The sequence below is a fragment of the Nonomuraea sp. NPDC050404 genome, from assembly GCF_040655495.1.
Lineage (GTDB): Bacteria > Actinomycetota > Actinomycetes > Streptosporangiales > Streptosporangiaceae > Nonomuraea.
The window spans coordinates 137,180-155,495 of the sequence record NZ_JBFAKB010000025.1 but is presented as its reverse complement, the minus strand read 5'-3'; the positions used below and the strand labels follow the sequence as shown (position 1 = coordinate 155,495).

The window sequence follows — 18,316 nt, the reverse complement described above, 5'->3', positions numbered from 1 at the left end:
GTCAGCCGTTCCAGCCGAGCAGGGAGCGCGTCTTGGCCGCCGCGTCCGTCAGCGCCTGCTGGGCCGTGGTCTTGCCGGACAGCGCCGACTCGATCGCCGGGGCGATGATCTCGTCGTTGACCTGGATCCACTGCGGCACCGCCGGCCGCGCGTGCGCCACCTTGAGCTGCTCCAGGAAGGCGGCCTGCTCGGGCCCGCCCGCGACCGCCTGCGCCTTGAGGTGCACGGGGAAGCCGCCGAGCGCGTCGGCGACCGCGCCGTTGTTGGCCGCGTTCGACATGAACGCCAGCCACTTCCACGCCAGGTCCTGGTTCTGGCTGGTGGAGAAGACGACGGAGTCCTCGCCGCCGATGTTGCCGGCCGGCTCGCTCTTGTACGGCAGCGGCGCCACGCCGAAGTCCAGGTCGGGGAACTGCTCGCGGATCGTGGGCACGTCCCACGGCCCGGAGATCGTCATGGCGGCCATGCCGTTCTCGAACGGCTTGTCCGAGTCGGTGATCTTGCGGGGCGACGACTTGAGCAGGTCCGCCCAGAGTTGCAGCGCCTCCACCGCCGGCGGCTGGTCGAACAGCACCTTCTTGCCCTCGTCGTCCACCATCTCGCCGCCCGCGCCGTGCACGATGCCGGGGAACATCCACGCGCCGTACCCGTCGCCCTTGGGCACGTTCATGCCGGCCACGTTGGCGTCGGCGGCGTGCACCCGGGCGGCGACCTGCTTCAGCTCGTCCCACGTCTTGGGCGGGGTCGGCACGAGCTTCTTGTTGTAGAAGAGCGCGACCGTCGTCTGGTCCTGGGGCAGGCCGTAGAGCTTGCCGCCGGCGCGGTTGGTGTCGAGCGCGCCCTTGTAGTAGTCGGCCTCGGAGATCAGGCCGGCGGGCACCTCCTTGATCGTGCCGTCGAGTGCGTACTTGGACACCAGGGGCTGGTCGAGTATGCCCGCGTCGGGTGCGCTCTTGCTGGCCACGGCGCTGCCGAGCTTGGTGTTGTAGTCGTCCTTCGGGATCTTGACGAGCTTGACCGTGACACCGGGGTTGGCCTTCTCGAAGTCCTGGCGGACCTTTTCGATGACCTGGCCCGCCTGGGGTGTGCGGTCCTGGTACATCCAGAACGTGAGCTCCTTCGAGTCGCCCTGACCACCACCGCCACCGCCACCGCCGCAAGCGGCCAGTCCGGTCGCGAGCACCGCCACGACGGCGCCACGCACAAGTCCTCGGCTCATTGTCATCTCCTCATCGGGGGGATGGCCAGACCATAATCTAAGGTCCGAAGAAAGTCAGGGCTCGGGTGGAAACGCTTCGGTAACGGGGCTGACGACCCTGTGGTTCGGGCCGTGAACTAACATGGCGGCGGAATTCGCGAGAAGGGCGGGGACGAGGATGGGCGCGTCAGGGCGCAGGACCGTACGGGATCTCCGCCGGGGCAACCGGGCGATGCTGCTGCGCGCGCTCTACTTCGGCGGCCCGGCCAGCCGCAACGAGCTGTCCGCCGAGACGGGACTGAGTGCGGCCACGGTCAGCACGATGACCGGCGACCTGCTGGCCGACCACGTGATCGTCGAGGCGGGCCAGGTCGACTCCGACGGCGGCCGGCCCCGCGTGCTGCTCAAGGTCAACCCGGCCTACGGCTACGCCGTCGGGGTGGACGTGGGGGAGACCCAGGTCAAGGTCGAGCTGTTCGACCTGGAGATGACCGTGCGGGCCAGGGCGCACTACGCGGTCCGCTCGGCCAAGCACGACCCCGAGCTGGTCGCCCGGCACATCCTGGCCGGTGTGGACGCGGTCATCGCCGAGGGCGAGGTGCCGCCGGGACAGGTGCTCGGCGTGGGAGTCGGGGTGCCCGGCATTGTCGAGCCGGGGGCCGAGGCGCTGGTGCGGGCCAAGACGTTCGGCTGGGAGGCGGTGCCGCTCGGCGCGCTGCTGCGGGCCGGCACCTCGCTGCCGCTGTTCGTGGACAACGGCGCCAAGACGATGGGGCAGGCCGAGCTCTGGTTCGGGTCGGGCAAGGGCACCCGCGACGCGATCATCATGCTCGTGGGGTCCGGCGTGGGCGGCACGGTGGTGACCGACGGCCGGATCTACCGGGGGGCGGGCAAGGCGGCGGGTGAGGTCGGCCACCTGAAGATCGTCGCGGGTGGCCGGGTGTGCAGGTGCGGGGCGCGCGGTTGCCTGGAGGCGTACCTGGGGGCCGAGGCCATCCTCGACCGGGCCGGGGTCGTGGCCGACTCCGCCGATGAGGAGGCCGCGCTGGCCAGGCTGCTGGAGGAGGGCTCGCCGGTGATCGGCGAGAGCGTGGAGCTGCTGGGGGTCGGGTTGTCGTCGCTGGCGCACCTGTTCAACCCCGAGCGCATCGTGATCGGGGGATGGGCGGGGCTGATGCTGGGCGGCCGGCTGCTGCCCGAGATCCGCGCCGCCGCCGCCGCGAACACGCAGGCGCAGCCGTTCAATCCGGAGTCCGTGGTGCTCGGCAGGCTCGGGCCCGACGCGGTGGCGCTGGGGGCGGCGACGCTGGTGATCGAGCCCTTCTTCGGGGACGCCGCGTTTCCCGCGTCGGTCACCACTATTGCGTGACAGTTAAATCAAGCATTGACAGAAGTGCCGGGCGCGGGCACGCTCTGCACGATAGAGCGCTCTCTCACCACCCCCCTGCCCGTGAGGAGTCCCAGCAGTGCACCCCCGCCGAAGTATCGCGGCCTTACTGGCCGCGCTGATCCTGCCCTTCCTGGTCACAATCCCCGCAGCCGAGGCGACTTCCGCGGCTGAGGCGGCCCCAGCAGCCGTCGCCGCGTGCGGGACCGCCAACGCGGCGCTCAACCGGCCCGCCACCGCCTCCTCCACCGAGAACGGCGGCACCCCCGCCTCGGCCGCCGTGGACGGCAACGCCGGCACCCGCTGGTCCAGCGCCTTCAGCGACCCGCAGTGGCTTCAGGTGGACCTCGGCTCGTCCCAGGAGATCTGCCAGGTGGTGCTCCAATGGGAGACCGCCTACGCCACCGCCTTCCGGGTCCAGGTCTCCGTCAACGCCACCACCTGGACCGACCTCTACGCCACCACCACGGGCACGGGCGGCACCCAGACCCTGACCGTCGCCGGCACCGGCCGCTACGTCCGCGTGCACGGCACCGCCAGGGCGACCGGCTGGGGCTACTCGTTGTGGGAGCTGAGCGTGCGCACGACCACCACGACCCCGCCCGGCGGCGGCGACCTCGGCCCGAACGTGCACGTCTTCGACCCGTCCATGTCGTCGGCGAGCATCCAGTCCACGCTGGACTCGGTCTTCACCCAGATGGAGTCCAACCAGTTCGGCCTCCAGCGGCACGCCCTGCTGTTCAAGCCCGGCAGCTACAACGTCAACGCCAACATCGGCTTCTACACCTCGATCATGGGCCTGGGCCGCAACCCCGACGACGTCACGATCAACGGGCAGGTCAGGGTGGACGCGGGCTGGTTCGGCGGCAACGCCACGCAGAACTTCTGGCGCTCGGCCGAAAACCTGTCGATCACGCCGAGCGGCGGCACCAACCAGTGGGCCGTCTCGCAGGCCGCGCCGTTCCGCCGGATGCACGTCAGGGGCAACCTCAACCTGGCGCCCACCGGGTACGGCTGGGCCAGCGGCGGCTACATCGCCGACAGCAGGATCGACGGGACCGTGCAGCCGTACTCGCAGCAGCAGTGGTTCACCCGCGACAGCACGATCGGCGGCTGGCTCAACGGCGTGTGGAACATGGTCTTCTCCGGCGTCGCCGGCGCACCCGCCCAGTCCTTCCCCGAGCCGCCGTACACGACGCTCGACACCAGCCCGGTGACCAGGGAGAAGCCCTACCTGTACGTGGACGCGGCCGGCGCCTACCAGGTGTTCGTGCCCGCGCTGCGGCGCAACACGCGCGGCGTGAACTGGCCCGGCGCCGGCACCTCGATCCCGCTCAGCCGCTTCTACGTCGCCAAGCCGTCCGACACCGCGGCCACCATCAACGCCGCCCTCGCCTCGGGGCTGAACCTGCTCTTCACCCCCGGCATCTACCACGTCGGCCAGAGCATCAACGTCACCAGGCCCGACACGGTCGTGCTCGGCCTCGGCTACGCCACGATCATCCCCGACAACGGCGCGGTGCCGATGCGCGTCGCCGACGTGGACGGGGTCAGGGTGGCCGGGCTGCTGTTCGACGCCGGGCCGGTCAACTCGCCCATCCTGATGGAGGTCGGCCCGGCCGGCTCGTCCGCCTCGCACTCCGCCAACCCCATCTCGTTGCAGGACGTGTTCTTCCGCATCGGCGGCGCGCACGCCGGCAAGGCCACGACCAGCCTCGTCGTCAACAGCGACCACACGCTCATCGACCACATCTGGGCCTGGCGCGGCGACCACGGGGCCGGCATCGGCTGGAACGTCAACACCGCCGACACCGGGCTGATCGTCAACGGCGACGACGTCACCGCGTACGGGCTGTTCGTCGAGCACTACCAGAAGTACCAGGTCATCTGGAACGGGCAGCGCGGGCGGACGATCTTCTTCCAGAACGAGATGCCCTACGACCCGCCCAACCAGGCCGCCTGGATGAACGGCTCCACCCGCGGCTACGCCGCCTACAAGGTCGCCGACTCCGTCACCTCGCACGAGGCGTGGGGGCTCGGGGCGTACTGCTACTTCAACGTCGATCCCAGCGTCGTGGCCGAGCGCGGCTTCGAGGCGCCCATCAACCCGAACGTGCGCTTCCACAGCCTGCTGACCGTCTCGCTCGGCGGCAACGGCACGATCAACCGCGTCATCAACAACACCGGGAGCCCCGCCCAGGGCACGGCCACGATCCCGGTGAAGATCGTCACCTATCCCTGAGGCGTACGACGTCGGGGCTCAGGCCCTCGACGCCGCCCACGCCCAGCAACTGCAGGGTCCGTACGAGCTCGGCGTGCAGCAGGTCCAGCACCCGCCGCACGCCCGGCTCGCCACCGGCCATCAGCCCGTACAGGTAGGCGCGGCCGACGAAGCACGCCCTGGCGCCCAGCGCGACCGCGGCGGCGACGTCGGCCCCGCTCCGCACACCCCCGTCCAGGAACACCTCGGTACGATCGCCCACGGCCGCCACCACCTCCGGCAGCAGTTCCAACGGGGTGGCGGCGCGGTCGAGCTGGCGGCCGCCGTGGTTGGACACCACCAGCCCGTCCACGCCCACCGCGGCCAGCTCCTTGGCGTCGTCCACCCGCTGCACGCCCTTGACCAGCAGCCGGCCCGGCCACGCCGACCTGATCCACTCCAGGTCCGCGACCGTCACCGACGGGTCGAACATCAGGTTCGTCAGCCCCGCCATGTCGTCGGGCGCGCCGTCCACGGTCGCGAACCGCAGCGGCTCGCCGGTCAGGAAGTCGAACCACCACGCCGGATGCCGCAGCGCCTCCAGCGCGCCGCGCCAGCGCAGGGAGGGCGGGATCGTCATCCCGTGCCGCACGTCGCGCAGCCGGGCTCCCGCCACCGGCACGTCCACGGTCACCACCAGCACGTCCATGCCGGCGTCCGAGGCCATGGACAGCGTCTCCAGGCTGCGGGCGCGGTCGCGGACCACGTACAACTGGAACCAGTTCCACCCGCCGGGCGCGGCGGCGGCCACGTCGGCGGCCGTCGTGGTGCCCATGGTGGACAGCACATAGGGGACGCCCGCGTGTTCGGCGGCCCTGGCCACCGCGCGCTCGCCCGCGCGGTGCATCATGCGGGTGAACCCGGTCGGCCCGAGCACCACCGGCATCGCGATCCGCCGCCCCAGGATCTCGACCGGGGTGGGGGCCGCCGAGACGTCCCGCAGCACGTGCGGGGCGAACTCCACCCGCTCGAAAGCCTGTACGGCCCTGGCCATCGACCGCTCGCCCTCGGCCGCGCCGTCCACGTAGTCGAACACCATGCGCGGGGCTCGCCTGCTCGCCAGCCGCCGCAGGTCGGCGACGTCGGCGGCGGTGGCGATCCGGCTCGCGCGCGACCATCGGGGCCGCCTGGGCACGACGGCCCGCAACTCCCGCCACCGGGGCAGGCGCCGCGCCTCACCGTCCTTGGTTCCGATGCCAGGACGGTATCACCGCGCGGGCCGCGTACGGTGTGATGGTGATCACTGATTGGACGGCGGTGGCGGGGGAGGGGTCCGCGTCTGTCGCGCTCGGGGCGGAGCTCGTGGCCCGCTGGTCCGAGCCGCACCGCCGCTACCACACCCTCACCCACCTCACCGCCGTCCTGACCGCCATCGACCAGCTCATCGACGGCTCGGACGAGGCAGATGACCCGGTGGCGGTGCGGCTCGCGGCCTGGTTTCACGACGCCGTTTACGACGGCAGGGCCGGCTGGGACGAGGAGCGCAGTGCCCAGCTCGCCCAGTCCCGCCTCCCCGCCTGCGGCGTCCCCGCCGGACGGGTCGCCGAGGTGGCCAGGCTCGTCCGCCTCACCGCCGCCCACGACACCCTCCGGCCGGGCGACCACAACGGCGCCGTCTTGTGCGACGCCGACCTGTCGATCCTCGGCAGCCCTTCCTACGGGGACTACGCGCGGGCCATCCGCCAGGAGTACGCCCACGTCCCGGACGCCGCGTTCGCCGCGGGCCGTGCGGAGGTGCTGCGCCGCCTGCTCGCCACCCCCGCCCTCTACCGCACCCCCAGAGCCCGCGCGCTGTGGGAGGACCGCGCCCGCGCCAACATGACCGCCGAACTGGCCCGGCTCGCGGCACCCGCGCGGGAACTCTCGCCACCCGCGCGGGAACCGGGTTAAGGCCGCACGCCGGGACGCTTGCGGCGGCGCAACCCGGCCGCGATCAGGCGCCGCAGCAGCTCACGCGACCCGACCGCCTCCGCCCCCAGCGACACCGCCCGCCCGTACACCGTCTCGGGCACGTCGTAGTGATCCCGATCGAAGGCCCGCCGCGGCACCCCCAGCAGCACCGCGAAGTCGTGCAACTCCTCAAGCGAGCGGTCGCTGACGAGATGCGACCACATGAGGCCGCGCGGCCCCGGCCAGTTGGGCGGATCGATCAGAACGGTCACGACCTCAAGGGTAGAACCCTGCCACGCACCTCAAGGTCCCCCAGATCGGACAGCACGGCATGCGCGTCGCCGGGGCCGTTACCCTCGCCGCGCACCGCGACCACCAGGCCGAACCCGCCCTTCACCCCCGCCTCGATCCCCGGCAGCGCGGAGACCACCACCGCGACCTTGGGCGCGGGCAAATTCAGCCGGCGCGCCGCCTCCAGGTAGAGCGCGGGGTCGGGCGTGCCGGGCAGGTTCATCAGCGCGGCGTCGTTGCCGTCCACCATCAGGTCGAACAGGTGCATGACACCGGCCGAGCCGACCAGCTTGCGGCCGTGCAGGCTGGCGGAGACGGCCGCCGTACGGGCGCCGCGATGCCGCAACTCGTGCAGCAGCGCCACCGTGGACGGGAACGCGGCCACTCCGTACTTGTCCACCTGCTCCATGAAGGAACGGTCCTTGGCCAGGCCGAGCCCGTGCACGGTCGGCGCGCCCGGCTCGTCGTCGGGCGCGCCCTCCGGCACGGACAGGCCGCGCGCGGTCAGGAACGTACGGACGCCGTCCAGTCGCGGGCGGCCGTCCACATGGCGCAGGTAGTCGTCACGGATGTCGAACGGCGGCGTCGAGCGGCCGCGCAGGAAGGCGTCGAAGGCGTGCTTCCAGGCGGCCGCGTGCCCCCGGGCGGTGTCGGTGACCACGCCGTCGGTGTCGAACACGACGGCGCCGATCGCTGTCAGGTCGATGACGGGCTCGTTCACATAGTGAACGTAACCGCTCTACCAGGCGACGGGTAGCTCTTTGACGCCGTAGACAATAGCGAGTTCCCTGAACGGCACCTCACCGGCGACGTGCAGGCCGGGGAAGCGGCGCAGCAGGGCGGGGAAGGCGATGCGCATCTCCATCTGCGCCAGCGGCGCGCCGATGCAGCGGTGGATGCCGTGCCCGAACGCCATGTGCGAGCCCGCCGTCGCCCGGCCGGGCCGTACCTGGTCCATGTCCTCGCCCAGCGCGCCGTCGCGGTTGGCGCCGGTCAGCGAGCACAGCACCATCTCGCCCTTCTTGATCTGCACGCCGTGCAGTTCGAGGTCGTCGCGGGCGAAGCGCGGGAAGGCGACCTGCACGACCGTCATGTACCGCAGCAGCTCCTCGACCACGTCCACGACGTAGCCGTCCACCTCGCGCACCTTGGCGGCCTGCTCGGGGTTGCGCAGCAGCCACAGAGAGCCGAGCGCGAGCATGCTGGTGCTGGTGTCGTGCCCGCCGGTCAGCAGGCCGTCGGCCATGCTGGCGAGCGTGCGGTCGTCGAGCTCGTCGCCGTGCTCGCGCAGCAACTGCCCGAGCAGGCCCTCGCCCGGGTTCTTGCGCTCCCTGGCCACGAGGTCCGTCAGGTACGCCATCGCGTCGTTGATGGCCTGCAGCGACGCCTCCGGGCCGGCGCTGAGGTCGAAGCGGTCCTTGCTGAAGCGTACGAAGTCGGTGCGCTCGTCGTACGGGACACCGAGCAGCTCGCACACCACCAGCGACGGGATCGGCAGCGCGAACTCCTCGACCAGGTCCACCGGCATGTCCCCGGCCGCGCCCTTGGCCTCGATGCGGTCCAGGTGCTCCTCGACCATGGCCTCGATCCGGGGCTCCAGCCTGCGCAGGCGGCGCATGGTGAACTCGGGCGTCAGGTACTTGCGCAGCCGCGTGTGCTCGGGCGGGTCACGGAAGCCCAGACCACCCGGGTCCTCCTGGTTGGAGCCGAGCCCGATCACGCCCGCGAAGTCGTTGCTGAAGCGCTCGTGGTCGCCGAGCACCGAGCGCACGTCCTCCCAGCGGGTGACGAGGTAGACGGTTTGGCCGCCAGGGATCTCCATCGGGAAGACCGGGTGCTCAGCCCTGATACGCCCGAGCTCGCCCACGGGGTCGAAGCCGTCACGCATGAACTGGACGAGCGGGAACTCTTCTGTCTCTGCCATCGATATCCGTCCTGCTGGGATGCATCACACCATGTCGGGATAAATCCCTGCATAGATGGTCCCACCCGGAACGGTTAATGGAGCCCTCCGAAAGGACGAATTCCATCTCCACCCAGCAGCCCACCCGGCACCAAGAGGAACCGCTCGTCACTCTATGCGCTCGCATGGACACATGCCGCATCTTTCCCGCGACCTGTTCCCCCGGCCGCTCACCGTCCGGCCAGTGTCCCCGTCACTTCGGCGGGCGAGGGCCGCGTGCGATCGCGGGCGTACACGGGCGGCTCGGGCAGCGGCGCCTCGGCCATCAGCGTCGGCGGGGCGGGCTTGGGCCTGCGCGGCTCACGCACCCCGCCCTCGCCCCCTCCCAGAAGGTCGTCGGGCGGGAAGTCGCCGCCTTCTGTCCAGTGCGGCTCGCCGGGGCCATAGCCGGGCGCCCATGCCGGCGCGCCGCTGGTCAGAGCACGGCGTCTGCGCGATCGCTTGCTCACATTCCCCTCCTCGCGTCCCATTGTGCGCCGGGTCCCGGGGTGCGACCAGCCTTTATCGCGGCTGTCACCCTGTCGGCAGGGCATCCGCTTCGGGGGACTGCGTTCGCACACCGCGAACGTCGTTGGCGCGCTCCTGGCCGTCGTCCCGCGCTTGATCTTGTTTCGGCGCCGTCAAGGGTCCTGAACTGCAGTGAAACCTGGGCAAAATGGGGCAGCAGCCGTCGTTTGGCGTACAAGATGGCGACATTCTGCGATGATCTCGTCGCATAGAGCCGGAGTTTGAGCCATCACGGATAGTGACTGATGCCGACATTTGAGGAAATAGCAGCCTTCATCACCGAGAAGCCGCTCCCCACCGCCATCATCGCGGTGCTGAGCCTGGTCGGGCTGGTGCTGGCGTTCCTGGTGCTCAGGATCGCCTGGCGCGTCGTGTCCTGGGTCTTCACCAGGTACGTCGCACCACGTCCCATCGAGGACGTGCTGACCGTCGTGGCCGCCTCCATCGCCACGGGCGTGTCCGCGCAGGGCATGTGGCGCTTCTCCGGGGACGTGCTGGGCCTCGTCGGGCCGCTGCGGTTACTGCTGTTCGCGTTCATCGAGGTGGCGATCATCACCTCCGCCGTACGCGCCCGCCGCAACATGCGCGAGAACTTCTCGGCCGGCATCGACGGCATCGCCGTGTGGGCGCTGACCTGCCTGACCGCCGTGTTGTCCAGCATGGACGCGCGCAGCCTGCCCGAGGCGGTGTTCCGGCTGGCGGCCCCGCTGGTGGCGGCCTGGTTGTGGGAGCGCGGCATGGCCATCGAGCGCCACCGCATCCGCGGCACCGGCCGCATCAACTGGCGCCTGACGCCCGAGCGGCTGATGGTCAGGATGGGCCTGGCCGAGGTCAGCGACCGTACGGCCAGCGAGGTAGACGCCCACCGCAGGCTGACCAGGGTCGCGCTGGCGGCCAAGCGGGCCAAGGCGCTGCGTGAGGGCGGCGCCTCCGAGCGCAAGATGCGTGTCGCGCTGGCCAAGCTCGACAAGGCCATGGACCAGGCCGTCGAGCACACGGGGCTGGCCGTGGACCAGCAGCGTCAGGAGGCGCTGCTGGCCCAGATCGCCGCCCTCTACAACACCTCCGCGCTCATCGACGCGGCCCCCCGCGTGCCGTGGGAGCCCGAGGCCGACCACCACCCCGTCCCGGCGCGCCCGGCGCTGCCGCCCGCGCTGGCCGAACTGGTCGACGACGAGGACGAGGACATCGAGGTGTTCGACACCACCCCGCAGGTGCTCAGCACCGCCGAACGGGCGGCGCGCATGCGGGGGGCCCGCGAGTTCTGGGACCGGCAGATCGCCAAGGGCATCGTGCCGCGTACCGTGGACATCGCCCAGGAGATCGGTATCTCGTTGTCCACGGCCCGCGAGTATCGTGCCCTGTGGAAGCTGGAGCCGCAGGCGCACGCCCTCATCGAGGCGCTGTACCAGCAGCACGGCATCGTGGACACCGGCGCGTTCCCGGCCATCGCCCCCGACGGGCGGGTGCTGACCGGGAACTAGCGACGGCGATGAGGTCGTAGGGGGATCGCAAGGGTGCGGGAGCGTACGCTCGATCGCGTCAGGAAACTGCTGGCCAAGGCCGAGCGCACCGACAACGAGCACGAGCGCGCCACGTTCATGGCCGCCGCGTCGGGCCTGATGGCCAAGCACGGCATCGACTCGTTGCCGCCCGCCGGCACCCGGCAGGTCCCCGGCGACCGCATTGTCACCCTGCCCGCCCCCTGGGCCAGGGAGAAGGCCCGCCTGGTCAGCCTGGTGGCCCAGGCGGTGCGCTGCCGGCCGCTGCTGATCGGGCGGGGCGACGGCGGGCAGCGCGTGCACGTGTTCGGCTTCGCCGCCGATCTGGAGCGCGCCGACCTGCTGGCCACCTCGCTGCTGTTGCAGATGGCAACCGGGCTGGCCAGGGTGGAGCTCCCGCAGGACGTGCCGGCCGTGCGGGCCTACCGCAGGTCGTGGCTGCTGGGGTTCACCGACGAGGTGTACCGGCTGTTGTGCGCGGCCGAGTCCCGAGCCGAGGCCGAGTCCGCCGGTACGGGCTCCGCGCTCGTCCTGGCCGACCGCAGGGCCGAGGTGGCGCGGGTGGTGGCCGCGCACTACCCGGACATCCGCATGAGCGTGCCCAGGACCAGCGGCACCGGCTACCGGGACGGGGTGGACGCGGGCCGCAGGGCCGACCTCGGGCGTACGGGGATGGACCCGGCCACGGCCCGCGAGCTGAGCCGGTAAGCCCTTTCCGGAGATCCGTTTGGCGCGGCGGGAAGCGGGCATAAGCGCGCACACGGAACACAGCCCTGCTTGAGCGAGACAGGTCACCGTGAACGCAACCCCACGTGTCCTCGCCGCCGACCAACTCCGCGATCTCGCCCACCGCCTCCTCACCGCCGCCGGCGTTCCCACCGACCTGGCCGCGGTCGTCGCCGAGTCCCTGGTGGAGGCCGATCTCGCGGGCCACGGCTCGCACGGCGTACGGCGGGTCAAGTGGTACCTCGACCGGATCGGGACCGGCGTGATCGTGCCCGGCGCCCGCCCCGAGGTGATCTCGCGCCGTGGCGCGAGCGCCGTCGTGTCGGGGCGGCGCGGCTTCGGCCAGCCCGCCGCCCGCCTGGCCACCGAAGAGGCGGCCGGACTCGCCGCCGCGCACGGCGTGGGCGTGGTCGCCATCAGGGAGTGCGGCCACATCGGCAGGCTCGGCGAGTACGCGCAGACCCTGGCGGGCCGAGGCCTGATCGCGCAGGTCGTCGGCAACGCCGACCCGACCGTGGCCCCGTACGGCGGGTACCGCAGGATGCTCGGCACCAACCCCATGGCCTGGGCCGTGCCGCGGGCGCACGGCGCGGCGGTGGTCATGGACTGGGCGACCGCCGCCATGGCGGAGGGCAAGCTGGGCCTCCTGCTCGCCGCCGGTCAGCCGGCCCCCGAGGGGGTGCTGGTCGATCCCGCCGGCCGGCACTCCACCGACCCGGCCGACTTCTACCGGGGCGGGGCGCTGCTGCCGTTCGGCGGCCACAAGGGGTACGGCCTGAGCGTCCTCATCGAACTCGTCGGCGGCCTGCTCACGGGCACCGGCGCCGCCGGCTCGCCGGAGTACGACGGCACCTTCGGCACGGTGATCACCGCGCTGGACGTCACCGCCTTCGTCCCGCTGGACGGCTACCTCGCCGGGGTCGAGTCCTTCTGCCGGGCGCTGCGCGCGTCCGGGCCGGACGTGGTGGTGCCCGGCGAGCCCGAGGCCGCGACCCGCGCCGAGCGGCTGGAGAAGGGCGTGCCCGTGCCGGCCGCGGTCTGGGCGGAGCTGGCGGAGCTCGCGGACAGGCTGGGCGTTCCGTGGCCCGACACGCCGCCACCTGGAGGTTAGATGTCCGCCAACCCGACGCATTCCCCTTCCCCCGAGTTAAGACGCGTCGTCCTGGGCGCCCTCGTCGGCACCGCCCTGGAGTGGTACGACTTCTTCATCTACGGCACCGCCGCCGCCCTCGTCTTCAACCGCCTGTTCTTCACCGAGTCCGACCCGGCCACGGGCACGATCGTCGCGTTCGCCACGTTCGGCGTGGGGTTCGTGGTCCGGCCGTTCGGCGGCGTCCTGTTCGGCCATCTGGGGGACAGGATCGGCCGCCGCTCCACCCTGATCATCACGACCGTGATCATGGGCGTCTCGACCGGCCTGATCGGCCTGCTGCCCACCTACCCCGACATCGGCGTCTGGGCGGCGATCCTGCTCACGCTGCTGCGCGTCTGCCAGGGCCTGGGCGCGGGCGCGGAGTTCGGCGGCGCGGCGACGCTGCTGGCCGAGCACGCCCCGGCGGGCCGGCGCGGCTACTACGCCTCCTACGCCCAGACCGGCGTGCAGATCGGCCTCGTCCTCGGCACCTCGGCGTTCCTGCTGGTCCAGCTCCTGCCCGAGCGCGAGTTCCTCGCGTGGGGGTGGCGGCTGCCGTTCCTGGTGAGCTTCGCGCTGATCCTGGTGGCCCTGTACGTGCGGCTGCGGGTGGCCGAGTCGCCGGTGTTCCGCGAGCTGGCCAGGACCAGGGAGATCGTCAGGCTGCCGATCAGGGACGCGCTGGCCCGCTACCCGCGCAACTTCCTCGTCGGGGTCGGCGCGCACATCAACGACACGGCCGTGGTGTACACGCTGTCCACCTTCAGCGTCGCGTACGCGACCGGGCAACTCGGCCTGTCCAGCCGTACGGCGCTGCTGGGAGTGATCCTGTTCGGGCTGACCGTCATCGTGCTGCAGCCGGTCTACGGCCATCTGTCGGACCGGGTCGGGCGGCGGCCGATCAACCTGTTCAGCGTGGTGTTCGTGGCGGTCTACGTCTTTCCGTACTTCCTGCTCGTCAACACCGGCGTGCCCTGGCTGGTGTGGCTGGCCATGATGGTCATGGGCGCCTTCGGCTTCGCGCCGCAGGTGGCCGTGCAGCCGGTGTTCTACGCCGAGTTGTTCGGGGCGGGCGTGCGCTACACCGGGTTCGCCGCCTCGCGGGAGCTGGGGGCGGCGCTGGCGGCCCGGATGGACGGCGCGCCGTGGCTGGTGGCGGCCTTCCTCGCCGGTACGGCCGTGATCTCGTTCGTGGCGTTCTACGCTTCGCGCGAGAGCAAGGACATCGACATCTCGGCCCTCGATCCAGCGCGCAAGGAGTAGCCATGGACATGCACGGCAGGGTCGCCGTGATCACCGGCGGCGGCACCGGCATCGGCGCCGCCGTCGCGGAGAGCCTGGCCAGGAAGGGCGCGGCGGCCGTGGTCGTCAACTACTCGCGCTCGGCCGCCGAGGCGCAGGCCACGGTCGGGCGGCTGGAGGAGCTGGGGTGCAAGGCCGAGGCGGTGGCCGCCGACGTGTCGGACGACGCCGCCGTGCGCAGGATGGCCGAGCGGGTGCTCGCCGACCACGGCCGGGTGGACGCCCTGGTGTGCAACGCGGGCACGACCCGATGGATCCCGTTCCCCGACCTGGACGATCTCACCGAGGACGTGTGGCGGCAGATCATGGGCGTCAACCTCATGGGCGCCTTCTACTGCGCCCGCGCCTTCGCGCCCGCCCTGCGGGCGACCCGCGGCGCCATCGTCAACGTGGCCTCCGTGGCGGGGCTGCTGGCCACGGGCTCCTCCATCGCGTACGGGGTCAGCAAGGCCGCCATGCTCCAGCTCACCAAGGACCTGGCGGTGGCCCTCGGTCCCGAGGTCAGGGTGAACGCGGTCGCGCCCGGCATCGTGGCCACCCGCTGGCACATCGATCGGATGGGGGAGCAGGTGTTCTCCGAGATGGCGGCGAAGGAGGAGATGAAGGCGCCGCTGCGCCGCACGGCCCGGCCGGAGCACATCGCGCAACTCGTCACCGCGCTGCTGGAGTCCGACCTGGCGACCGGGGAGGTCCTGGTCGGCGACGGCGGCCGGCACCTGGGCTACTGAGCACGACCGGCGCCTGGCCTTCTTGGTCAGGCGCCACCCAGCGCTCCGGAGGTCAGCGTTCCGGAGCTCAGCGCTCCGGAGGTCAGCGTTCCGGAGGTCAGCGTTCCGGAGGTCAGCGTTCCGGAGGTCAGCGTTCCGGAGCTCAGCCCTCCAGGGCGGCCGACACCAGGGAGCGGGCCTCCTCCTGCACCTTGGCCAGGTGGTCGGGGCCCTTGAAGGACTCGGCGTAGATCTTGTACACGTCCTCGGTCCCCGACGGCCGGGCCGCGAACCAGGCGCTCCGCGTCGAGACCTTCACCCCGCCCAGCTTGGCCCCGTTGCCGGGCGCCGACGTCCGTACCGAGGTGATCGGCTCGCCGGCCAGCGACGAGGCGGTCACCTGCTCGGCCGACAGCTTGCCGAGCACGGCCTTCTCCTCGCGGGTGGCCGGCGCGTCCACCCGCGCGTAGGCGGGCTCGCCGAAGCGCCCGACCAGGCGGCGGTAGCGGGCGCTCGGCGACTCGCCGGTGACGGCCAGGATCTCCGAGGCCAGCAGGGCCAGGATGAGGCCGTCCTTGTCGGTGGACCACACCGAGCCGTCACGCCGCAGGAACGACGCCCCCGCGCTCTCCTCGCCGCCGAAGCCCAGCGACCCGTCCAGCAGCCCGGGGACGAACCACTTGAAACCCACCGGCACTTCGTACAGCCGCCGCCCGAGCGAGTCGGCGACGCGGTCGATGATCCCGCTGCTGACCATGGTCTTGCCCACTCCGGCGTCCGCCGGCCAGCCGTCGCGGTGCGCGTAGAGGTAGTCGATGGCGACGGCGAGGTAGTGGTTGGGGTTCATCAGGCCGTCGGGCGTGACGATGCCGTGCCGGTCGGCGTCGGCGTCGTTGCCGGTGGCGATGTCGTACTTGTCGCGGTTGGCGATGAGCGAGGCCATCGCGTACGGCGACGAGCAGTCCATCCGGATCTTGCCGTCCCAGTCGAGCGTCATGAACCGCCACGTCGGGTCCACCAGCGGGTTGACCACGGTCAGCTGCAGCCGGTGCCGCTCGGCGATCTCCCCCCAGTACGCCACGCTCGCCCCGCCCAGCGGGTCGGCCCCGATCCGCACCCCGGCCGCCCTGATCGCGTCGAGGTCCACCACGGAAGGCAGATCGTCCACGTACGTGCCCAGGAAGTCGTAACGCCCGGCCCGCGACACCGCCATGGCGTACGGCACCCGGCGCACGCCCTTGAGCTCCTCGCGCAGCAGCAGGTTGGCCCGGTCCTGGATCCACGTGGTGGCGTCGGTGTCGGCGGGACCGCCGTGCGGCGGGTTGTACTTGAAGCCGCCGTCGCCCGGCGGGTTGTGCGACGGCGTGATCACGACGCCGTCGGCCAGGTGGCTCACGCGGTCCCGGTTGTGCCGGAGAATGGCGTGCGAGACGGCCGGCGTGGGCGTGTAGCCGTCACCGGCGTCGATGAGCACATCGACGTCGTTGGCCGCGAACACCTCCAGCGCCGACACCCGCGCGGGCTCCGACAGCGCGTGCGTGTCGATGCCCAGGAACAGCGGCCCGTCGGTGCCCTGCTCGCGCCGGAACTCGCAGATGGCCTGGCTGGTGGCCACGATGTGATCCTCGTTGAACGCCGAGTTCAGCGACGACCCCCGATGCCCCGACGTGCCGAACGCCACCCGCTGCGCCACCTGCCCGGCGTCGGGATGCAGGGCGTAGTAGGACGTCACCAGCCTGGCGACGTCCACGAGGTCGGAGGGCCGGGCGGGCTGTCCCGCGCGTTCGTGCGTCATGTGAGCCACTTTACAAATCAAGCCCGGCCCGGCGGGGAACCGGATGGCGGCGTGGGGAGGTACATTCCCCTCAGCCACCAGAATGGAGTTCTGTTCCATGCGCTACGGATATTTCCTGCCCGAGTCCCAGGGGCCCGACCCGATCGGTGAACTGCGCGACCAGATCGCCCGTGCGGCCGACGACGGCTTCACCTCCGCCTGGCACCCGCAGATCTTCGGCCTCGACGCCCTCACCGCCCTGGCCGCGGCCGGCGCGCAGGCGCCGCCCATCGAGCTCGGCACCTCCGTGGTGCCGACCTACCCCCGCCATCCCGCCGTGCTGGCCCAGCAGGCCATGACCGCCAACGCCGCCCTCGGCGGGCGACTCACGCTGGGCATCGGCCTGTCGCACCAGATCGTCATCGAGCAGATGTACGGCTACAACTTCGAACGGCCCGTCCGGCACATGAAGGAGTACCTCGACGTCCTGCTCCCGGTCTCGCGGGGCGAGCAGGTGGACTACCGGGGCGAGACGGTCAAGGCCAACGTGCGGCTCAGCACGCCGGGCGCCGGCTTCCCCGTGTTGCTGGCCGCGCTCGGCCCGCGCATGCTCAAGCTCGCCGGCACCGTCGCGGACGGCACCGTGCTCTGGATGACCGGCCCGAAGACCGTCGCCGAGCACATCGCGCCCACCATCACCGCCGCCGCGGCCGAGGCCGGCCGCGAGCCGCCCAGGATCGTCTGCGCGCTGCCCACCTGCGTCACCGACGACCGCGAGGCTGCCGTCGCGCGGGTGAACGAGATCCTCGCCGGGTACGGGCAACTCCCGTCCTACCGTGCCATGCTCGACAGGGAAGGCGCGGCCACACCGGGCGACGTGGCGATCATCGGCGACGAGGACGCGGTGCTGGCCAAGCTGGAGGAACTGCGGCAGGCGGGCGTGACCGACTTCGTGGCCTCGGTGATCTCCAAGCGTGAGCGCACCAGGAACCTGCTGATCGGCGCGGCTAAGGGCTGATCCACCGACATCCCAATAAACTCCGGCAAGGTGAAACGCGTGCTACAGGGCATCGATGTGTCGAACTGGCAGGGCACCGTCGACTGGGCCGACCATGCGGAGGCGGGCGTGAGCTTCGCCTTCGCCAAGGCCACCGAGGGCGGCGACTACACCGACAAGTGGTTCGCGCGGAACTGGAACGGCATGCGCGAGAGCTGGCTGGTCTGCGGCGCGTACCACTTCGCCAGGCCCAAGGGCGACCCGATCGCGCAGGCACGCCACTTCCTGGCCGTGATCAGGTCCGCGGGCGGCCTGCGCCGCGGCGACCTGGTGGCGCTCGACATGGAGACCAACGACGGCCTGCGGCCCGAGCAGGTCGCCAGGCACGCGCGCCGCTGGTGCCACTACGTCGAGCGGCACAGCGGCGTACGGCCCTTCATCTACACCTTCCACTCCTTCGCGCGCGGCGGGCACTGCGCCGGGCTGGCCGAATATCCGCTGTGGATCGCCAGCCCGGAGAGCCCGCGCGGGCAACCGCCGGTGCCCGCGCCGTGGCGCGACTGGACCATCCACCAGCACGCCAACAGCCCGATCGACCGCAACGTGTTCCACGGGACCAGGCAGGAGCTGACAAAGCTGGGGTTTCACCCGCGATAGCATCGGGGTTCACCATCGAAACC

Annotated in this window: 17 protein-coding genes; 10 read left to right on the top strand and 7 right to left on the bottom strand. The window is 71.5% G+C overall.

The features are described from left to right. Position 1: 1 nt before the first annotated feature. Positions 2–1,219, bottom strand: coding sequence for an ABC transporter substrate-binding protein (locus tag AB0I81_RS47890; RefSeq protein ID WP_360672865.1), 1,218 nt, complete (start codon positions 1,217–1,219; stop codon positions 2–4). Positions 1,220–1,376: 157 nt separating this feature from the next. On the opposite strand from AB0I81_RS47890, the gene AB0I81_RS47885 reads away from it, so the two are divergent. After that, the gene (locus AB0I81_RS47885) at positions 1,377–2,567 is read left to right on the top strand and encodes an ROK family protein (RefSeq protein WP_360672862.1); all 1,191 of its coding nucleotides are present in this window, start codon (positions 1,377–1,379) and stop codon (positions 2,565–2,567) included. A 97-nt stretch (positions 2,568–2,664) separates the two neighbouring features. Next, complete coding sequence (locus AB0I81_RS47880) at positions 2,665–4,827, top strand: discoidin domain-containing protein (RefSeq protein WP_360672859.1); 2,163 nt, start codon at positions 2,665–2,667, stop codon at positions 4,825–4,827. On the opposite strand, the gene AB0I81_RS47875 is transcribed toward AB0I81_RS47880, so the two are convergent. Further along, positions 4,814–5,980 carry an alpha-hydroxy acid oxidase gene (locus AB0I81_RS47875; RefSeq protein ID WP_360672856.1) on the bottom strand — a complete coding sequence of 389 codons (1,167 nt, stop codon included), beginning with the start codon at positions 5,978–5,980 and terminating at the stop codon, positions 4,814–4,816. The two genes, AB0I81_RS47880 and AB0I81_RS47875, sit on opposite strands and share 14 nt — an antisense overlap. 98 nt (positions 5,981–6,078) lie before the next feature. Between AB0I81_RS47875 and AB0I81_RS47870 the strand changes: the two genes are divergently transcribed. Next, positions 6,079–6,735, top strand: a complete 657-nt coding sequence (locus tag AB0I81_RS47870) for a metal-dependent phosphohydrolase (RefSeq protein WP_360672853.1) — start codon at positions 6,079–6,081, stop codon at positions 6,733–6,735. On the opposite strand, the gene AB0I81_RS47865 is transcribed toward AB0I81_RS47870, so the two are convergent. The 4 genes from AB0I81_RS47865 to AB0I81_RS47850 form a co-directional block, all read right to left on the bottom strand. Next, positions 6,732–7,007, bottom strand: a complete 276-nt coding sequence (locus AB0I81_RS47865) for a DUF4031 domain-containing protein (RefSeq protein WP_360672850.1) — start codon at positions 7,005–7,007, stop codon at positions 6,732–6,734. The two genes, AB0I81_RS47870 and AB0I81_RS47865, sit on opposite strands and share 4 nt — an antisense overlap. Continuing rightward, the gene (locus AB0I81_RS47860) at positions 7,004–7,747 is read right to left on the bottom strand and encodes an HAD family hydrolase (protein WP_360672847.1); all 744 of its coding nucleotides are present in this window, start codon (positions 7,745–7,747) and stop codon (positions 7,004–7,006) included. Before AB0I81_RS47860 ends, AB0I81_RS47865 begins: the two co-directional genes overlap by 4 nt. Positions 7,748–7,765: 18 nt before the next feature. Next, on the bottom strand, positions 7,766–8,950 hold the full coding sequence (locus tag AB0I81_RS47855) for a cytochrome P450 (protein ID WP_360672844.1): 1,185 nt from the start codon (positions 8,948–8,950) through the stop codon (positions 7,766–7,768). A gap of 209 nt (positions 8,951–9,159) precedes the next feature. Continuing rightward, positions 9,160–9,438, bottom strand: coding sequence for a hypothetical protein (locus tag AB0I81_RS47850; protein ID WP_360672842.1), 279 nt, complete (start codon positions 9,436–9,438; stop codon positions 9,160–9,162). A gap of 303 nt (positions 9,439–9,741) precedes the next feature. Between AB0I81_RS47850 and AB0I81_RS47845 the strand changes: the two genes are divergently transcribed. The 5 genes from AB0I81_RS47845 (at position 9,742) to AB0I81_RS47825 (ending at position 14,886) form a co-directional block, all read left to right on the top strand. Further along, the gene (locus tag AB0I81_RS47845; RefSeq protein WP_360672839.1) at positions 9,742–10,980 is read left to right on the top strand and encodes a hypothetical protein; all 1,239 of its coding nucleotides are present in this window, start codon (positions 9,742–9,744) and stop codon (positions 10,978–10,980) included. Positions 10,981–11,013: 33 nt separating this feature from the next. Beyond that, positions 11,014–11,706 (top strand): DUF2786 domain-containing protein, encoded by a 693-nt coding sequence (locus tag AB0I81_RS47840; protein ID WP_360672837.1) that lies wholly within the window; start codon positions 11,014–11,016, stop codon positions 11,704–11,706. Between the two features lie 88 nt (positions 11,707–11,794). Beyond that, positions 11,795–12,835, top strand: a complete 1,041-nt coding sequence (locus AB0I81_RS47835; RefSeq protein ID WP_360672834.1) for an Ldh family oxidoreductase — start codon at positions 11,795–11,797, stop codon at positions 12,833–12,835. Then, positions 12,836–14,119: an MFS transporter gene (locus AB0I81_RS47830; RefSeq protein WP_360672831.1), complete on the top strand. Its 1,284-nt coding sequence runs from the start codon at positions 12,836–12,838 to the stop codon at positions 14,117–14,119. 2 nt (positions 14,120–14,121) lie between these two features. Further along, positions 14,122–14,886, top strand: a complete 765-nt coding sequence (locus tag AB0I81_RS47825) for an SDR family oxidoreductase (RefSeq protein ID WP_360672829.1) — start codon at positions 14,122–14,124, stop codon at positions 14,884–14,886. Between the two features lie 142 nt (positions 14,887–15,028). Here the strand turns inward: AB0I81_RS47825 and pgm are convergent, their stop codons facing one another. Next, positions 15,029–16,660: a phosphoglucomutase (alpha-D-glucose-1,6-bisphosphate-dependent) gene (gene pgm, locus AB0I81_RS47820; RefSeq protein ID WP_360672826.1), complete on the bottom strand. Its 1,632-nt coding sequence runs from the start codon at positions 16,658–16,660 to the stop codon at positions 15,029–15,031. Positions 16,661–16,757: 97 nt separating this feature from the next. On the opposite strand from pgm, the gene AB0I81_RS47815 reads away from it, so the two are divergent. Both AB0I81_RS47815 and AB0I81_RS47810 read left to right on the top strand, forming a co-directional pair. Beyond that, positions 16,758–17,657 carry a TIGR03564 family F420-dependent LLM class oxidoreductase gene (locus AB0I81_RS47815; RefSeq protein WP_360672823.1) on the top strand — a complete coding sequence of 300 codons (900 nt, stop codon included), beginning with the start codon at positions 16,758–16,760 and terminating at the stop codon, positions 17,655–17,657. 30 nt (positions 17,658–17,687) lie between these two features. After that, a complete protein-coding gene (locus AB0I81_RS47810; protein WP_360672820.1) occupies positions 17,688–18,293 on the top strand; it encodes a GH25 family lysozyme in 606 nt (201 codons plus the stop codon). Positions 18,294–18,316: the final 23 nt, after the last annotated feature.

Excerpts from the sequence above, each read along its gene's own strand:
- AB0I81_RS47890 (WP_360672865.1), bottom strand. The coding sequence starts at position 1,219 with ATGAGCCGAGGACTTGTGCGTGGCGCCGTCGTGGCGGTGCTCGCGACC.
- AB0I81_RS47885 (WP_360672862.1), top strand. The coding sequence starts at position 1,377 with ATGGGCGCGTCAGGGCGCAGGACCGTACGGGATCTCCGCCGGGGCAAC.
- AB0I81_RS47870 (WP_360672853.1), top strand. The coding sequence starts at position 6,079 with ATGGTGATCACTGATTGGACGGCGGTGGCGGGGGAGGGGTCCGCGTCT.
- AB0I81_RS47855 (WP_360672844.1), bottom strand. The coding sequence starts at position 8,950 with ATGGCAGAGACAGAAGAGTTCCCGCTCGTCCAGTTCATGCGTGACGGC.
- AB0I81_RS47845 (WP_360672839.1), top strand. The coding sequence starts at position 9,742 with ATGCCGACATTTGAGGAAATAGCAGCCTTCATCACCGAGAAGCCGCTC.
- AB0I81_RS47830 (WP_360672831.1), top strand. The coding sequence starts at position 12,836 with ATGTCCGCCAACCCGACGCATTCCCCTTCCCCCGAGTTAAGACGCGTC.
- AB0I81_RS47825 (WP_360672829.1), top strand. The coding sequence starts at position 14,122 with ATGGACATGCACGGCAGGGTCGCCGTGATCACCGGCGGCGGCACCGGC.
- pgm (WP_360672826.1), bottom strand. The coding sequence starts at position 16,660 with ATGACGCACGAACGCGCGGGACAGCCCGCCCGGCCCTCCGACCTCGTG.
- AB0I81_RS47815 (WP_360672823.1), top strand. The coding sequence starts at position 16,758 with ATGCGCTACGGATATTTCCTGCCCGAGTCCCAGGGGCCCGACCCGATC.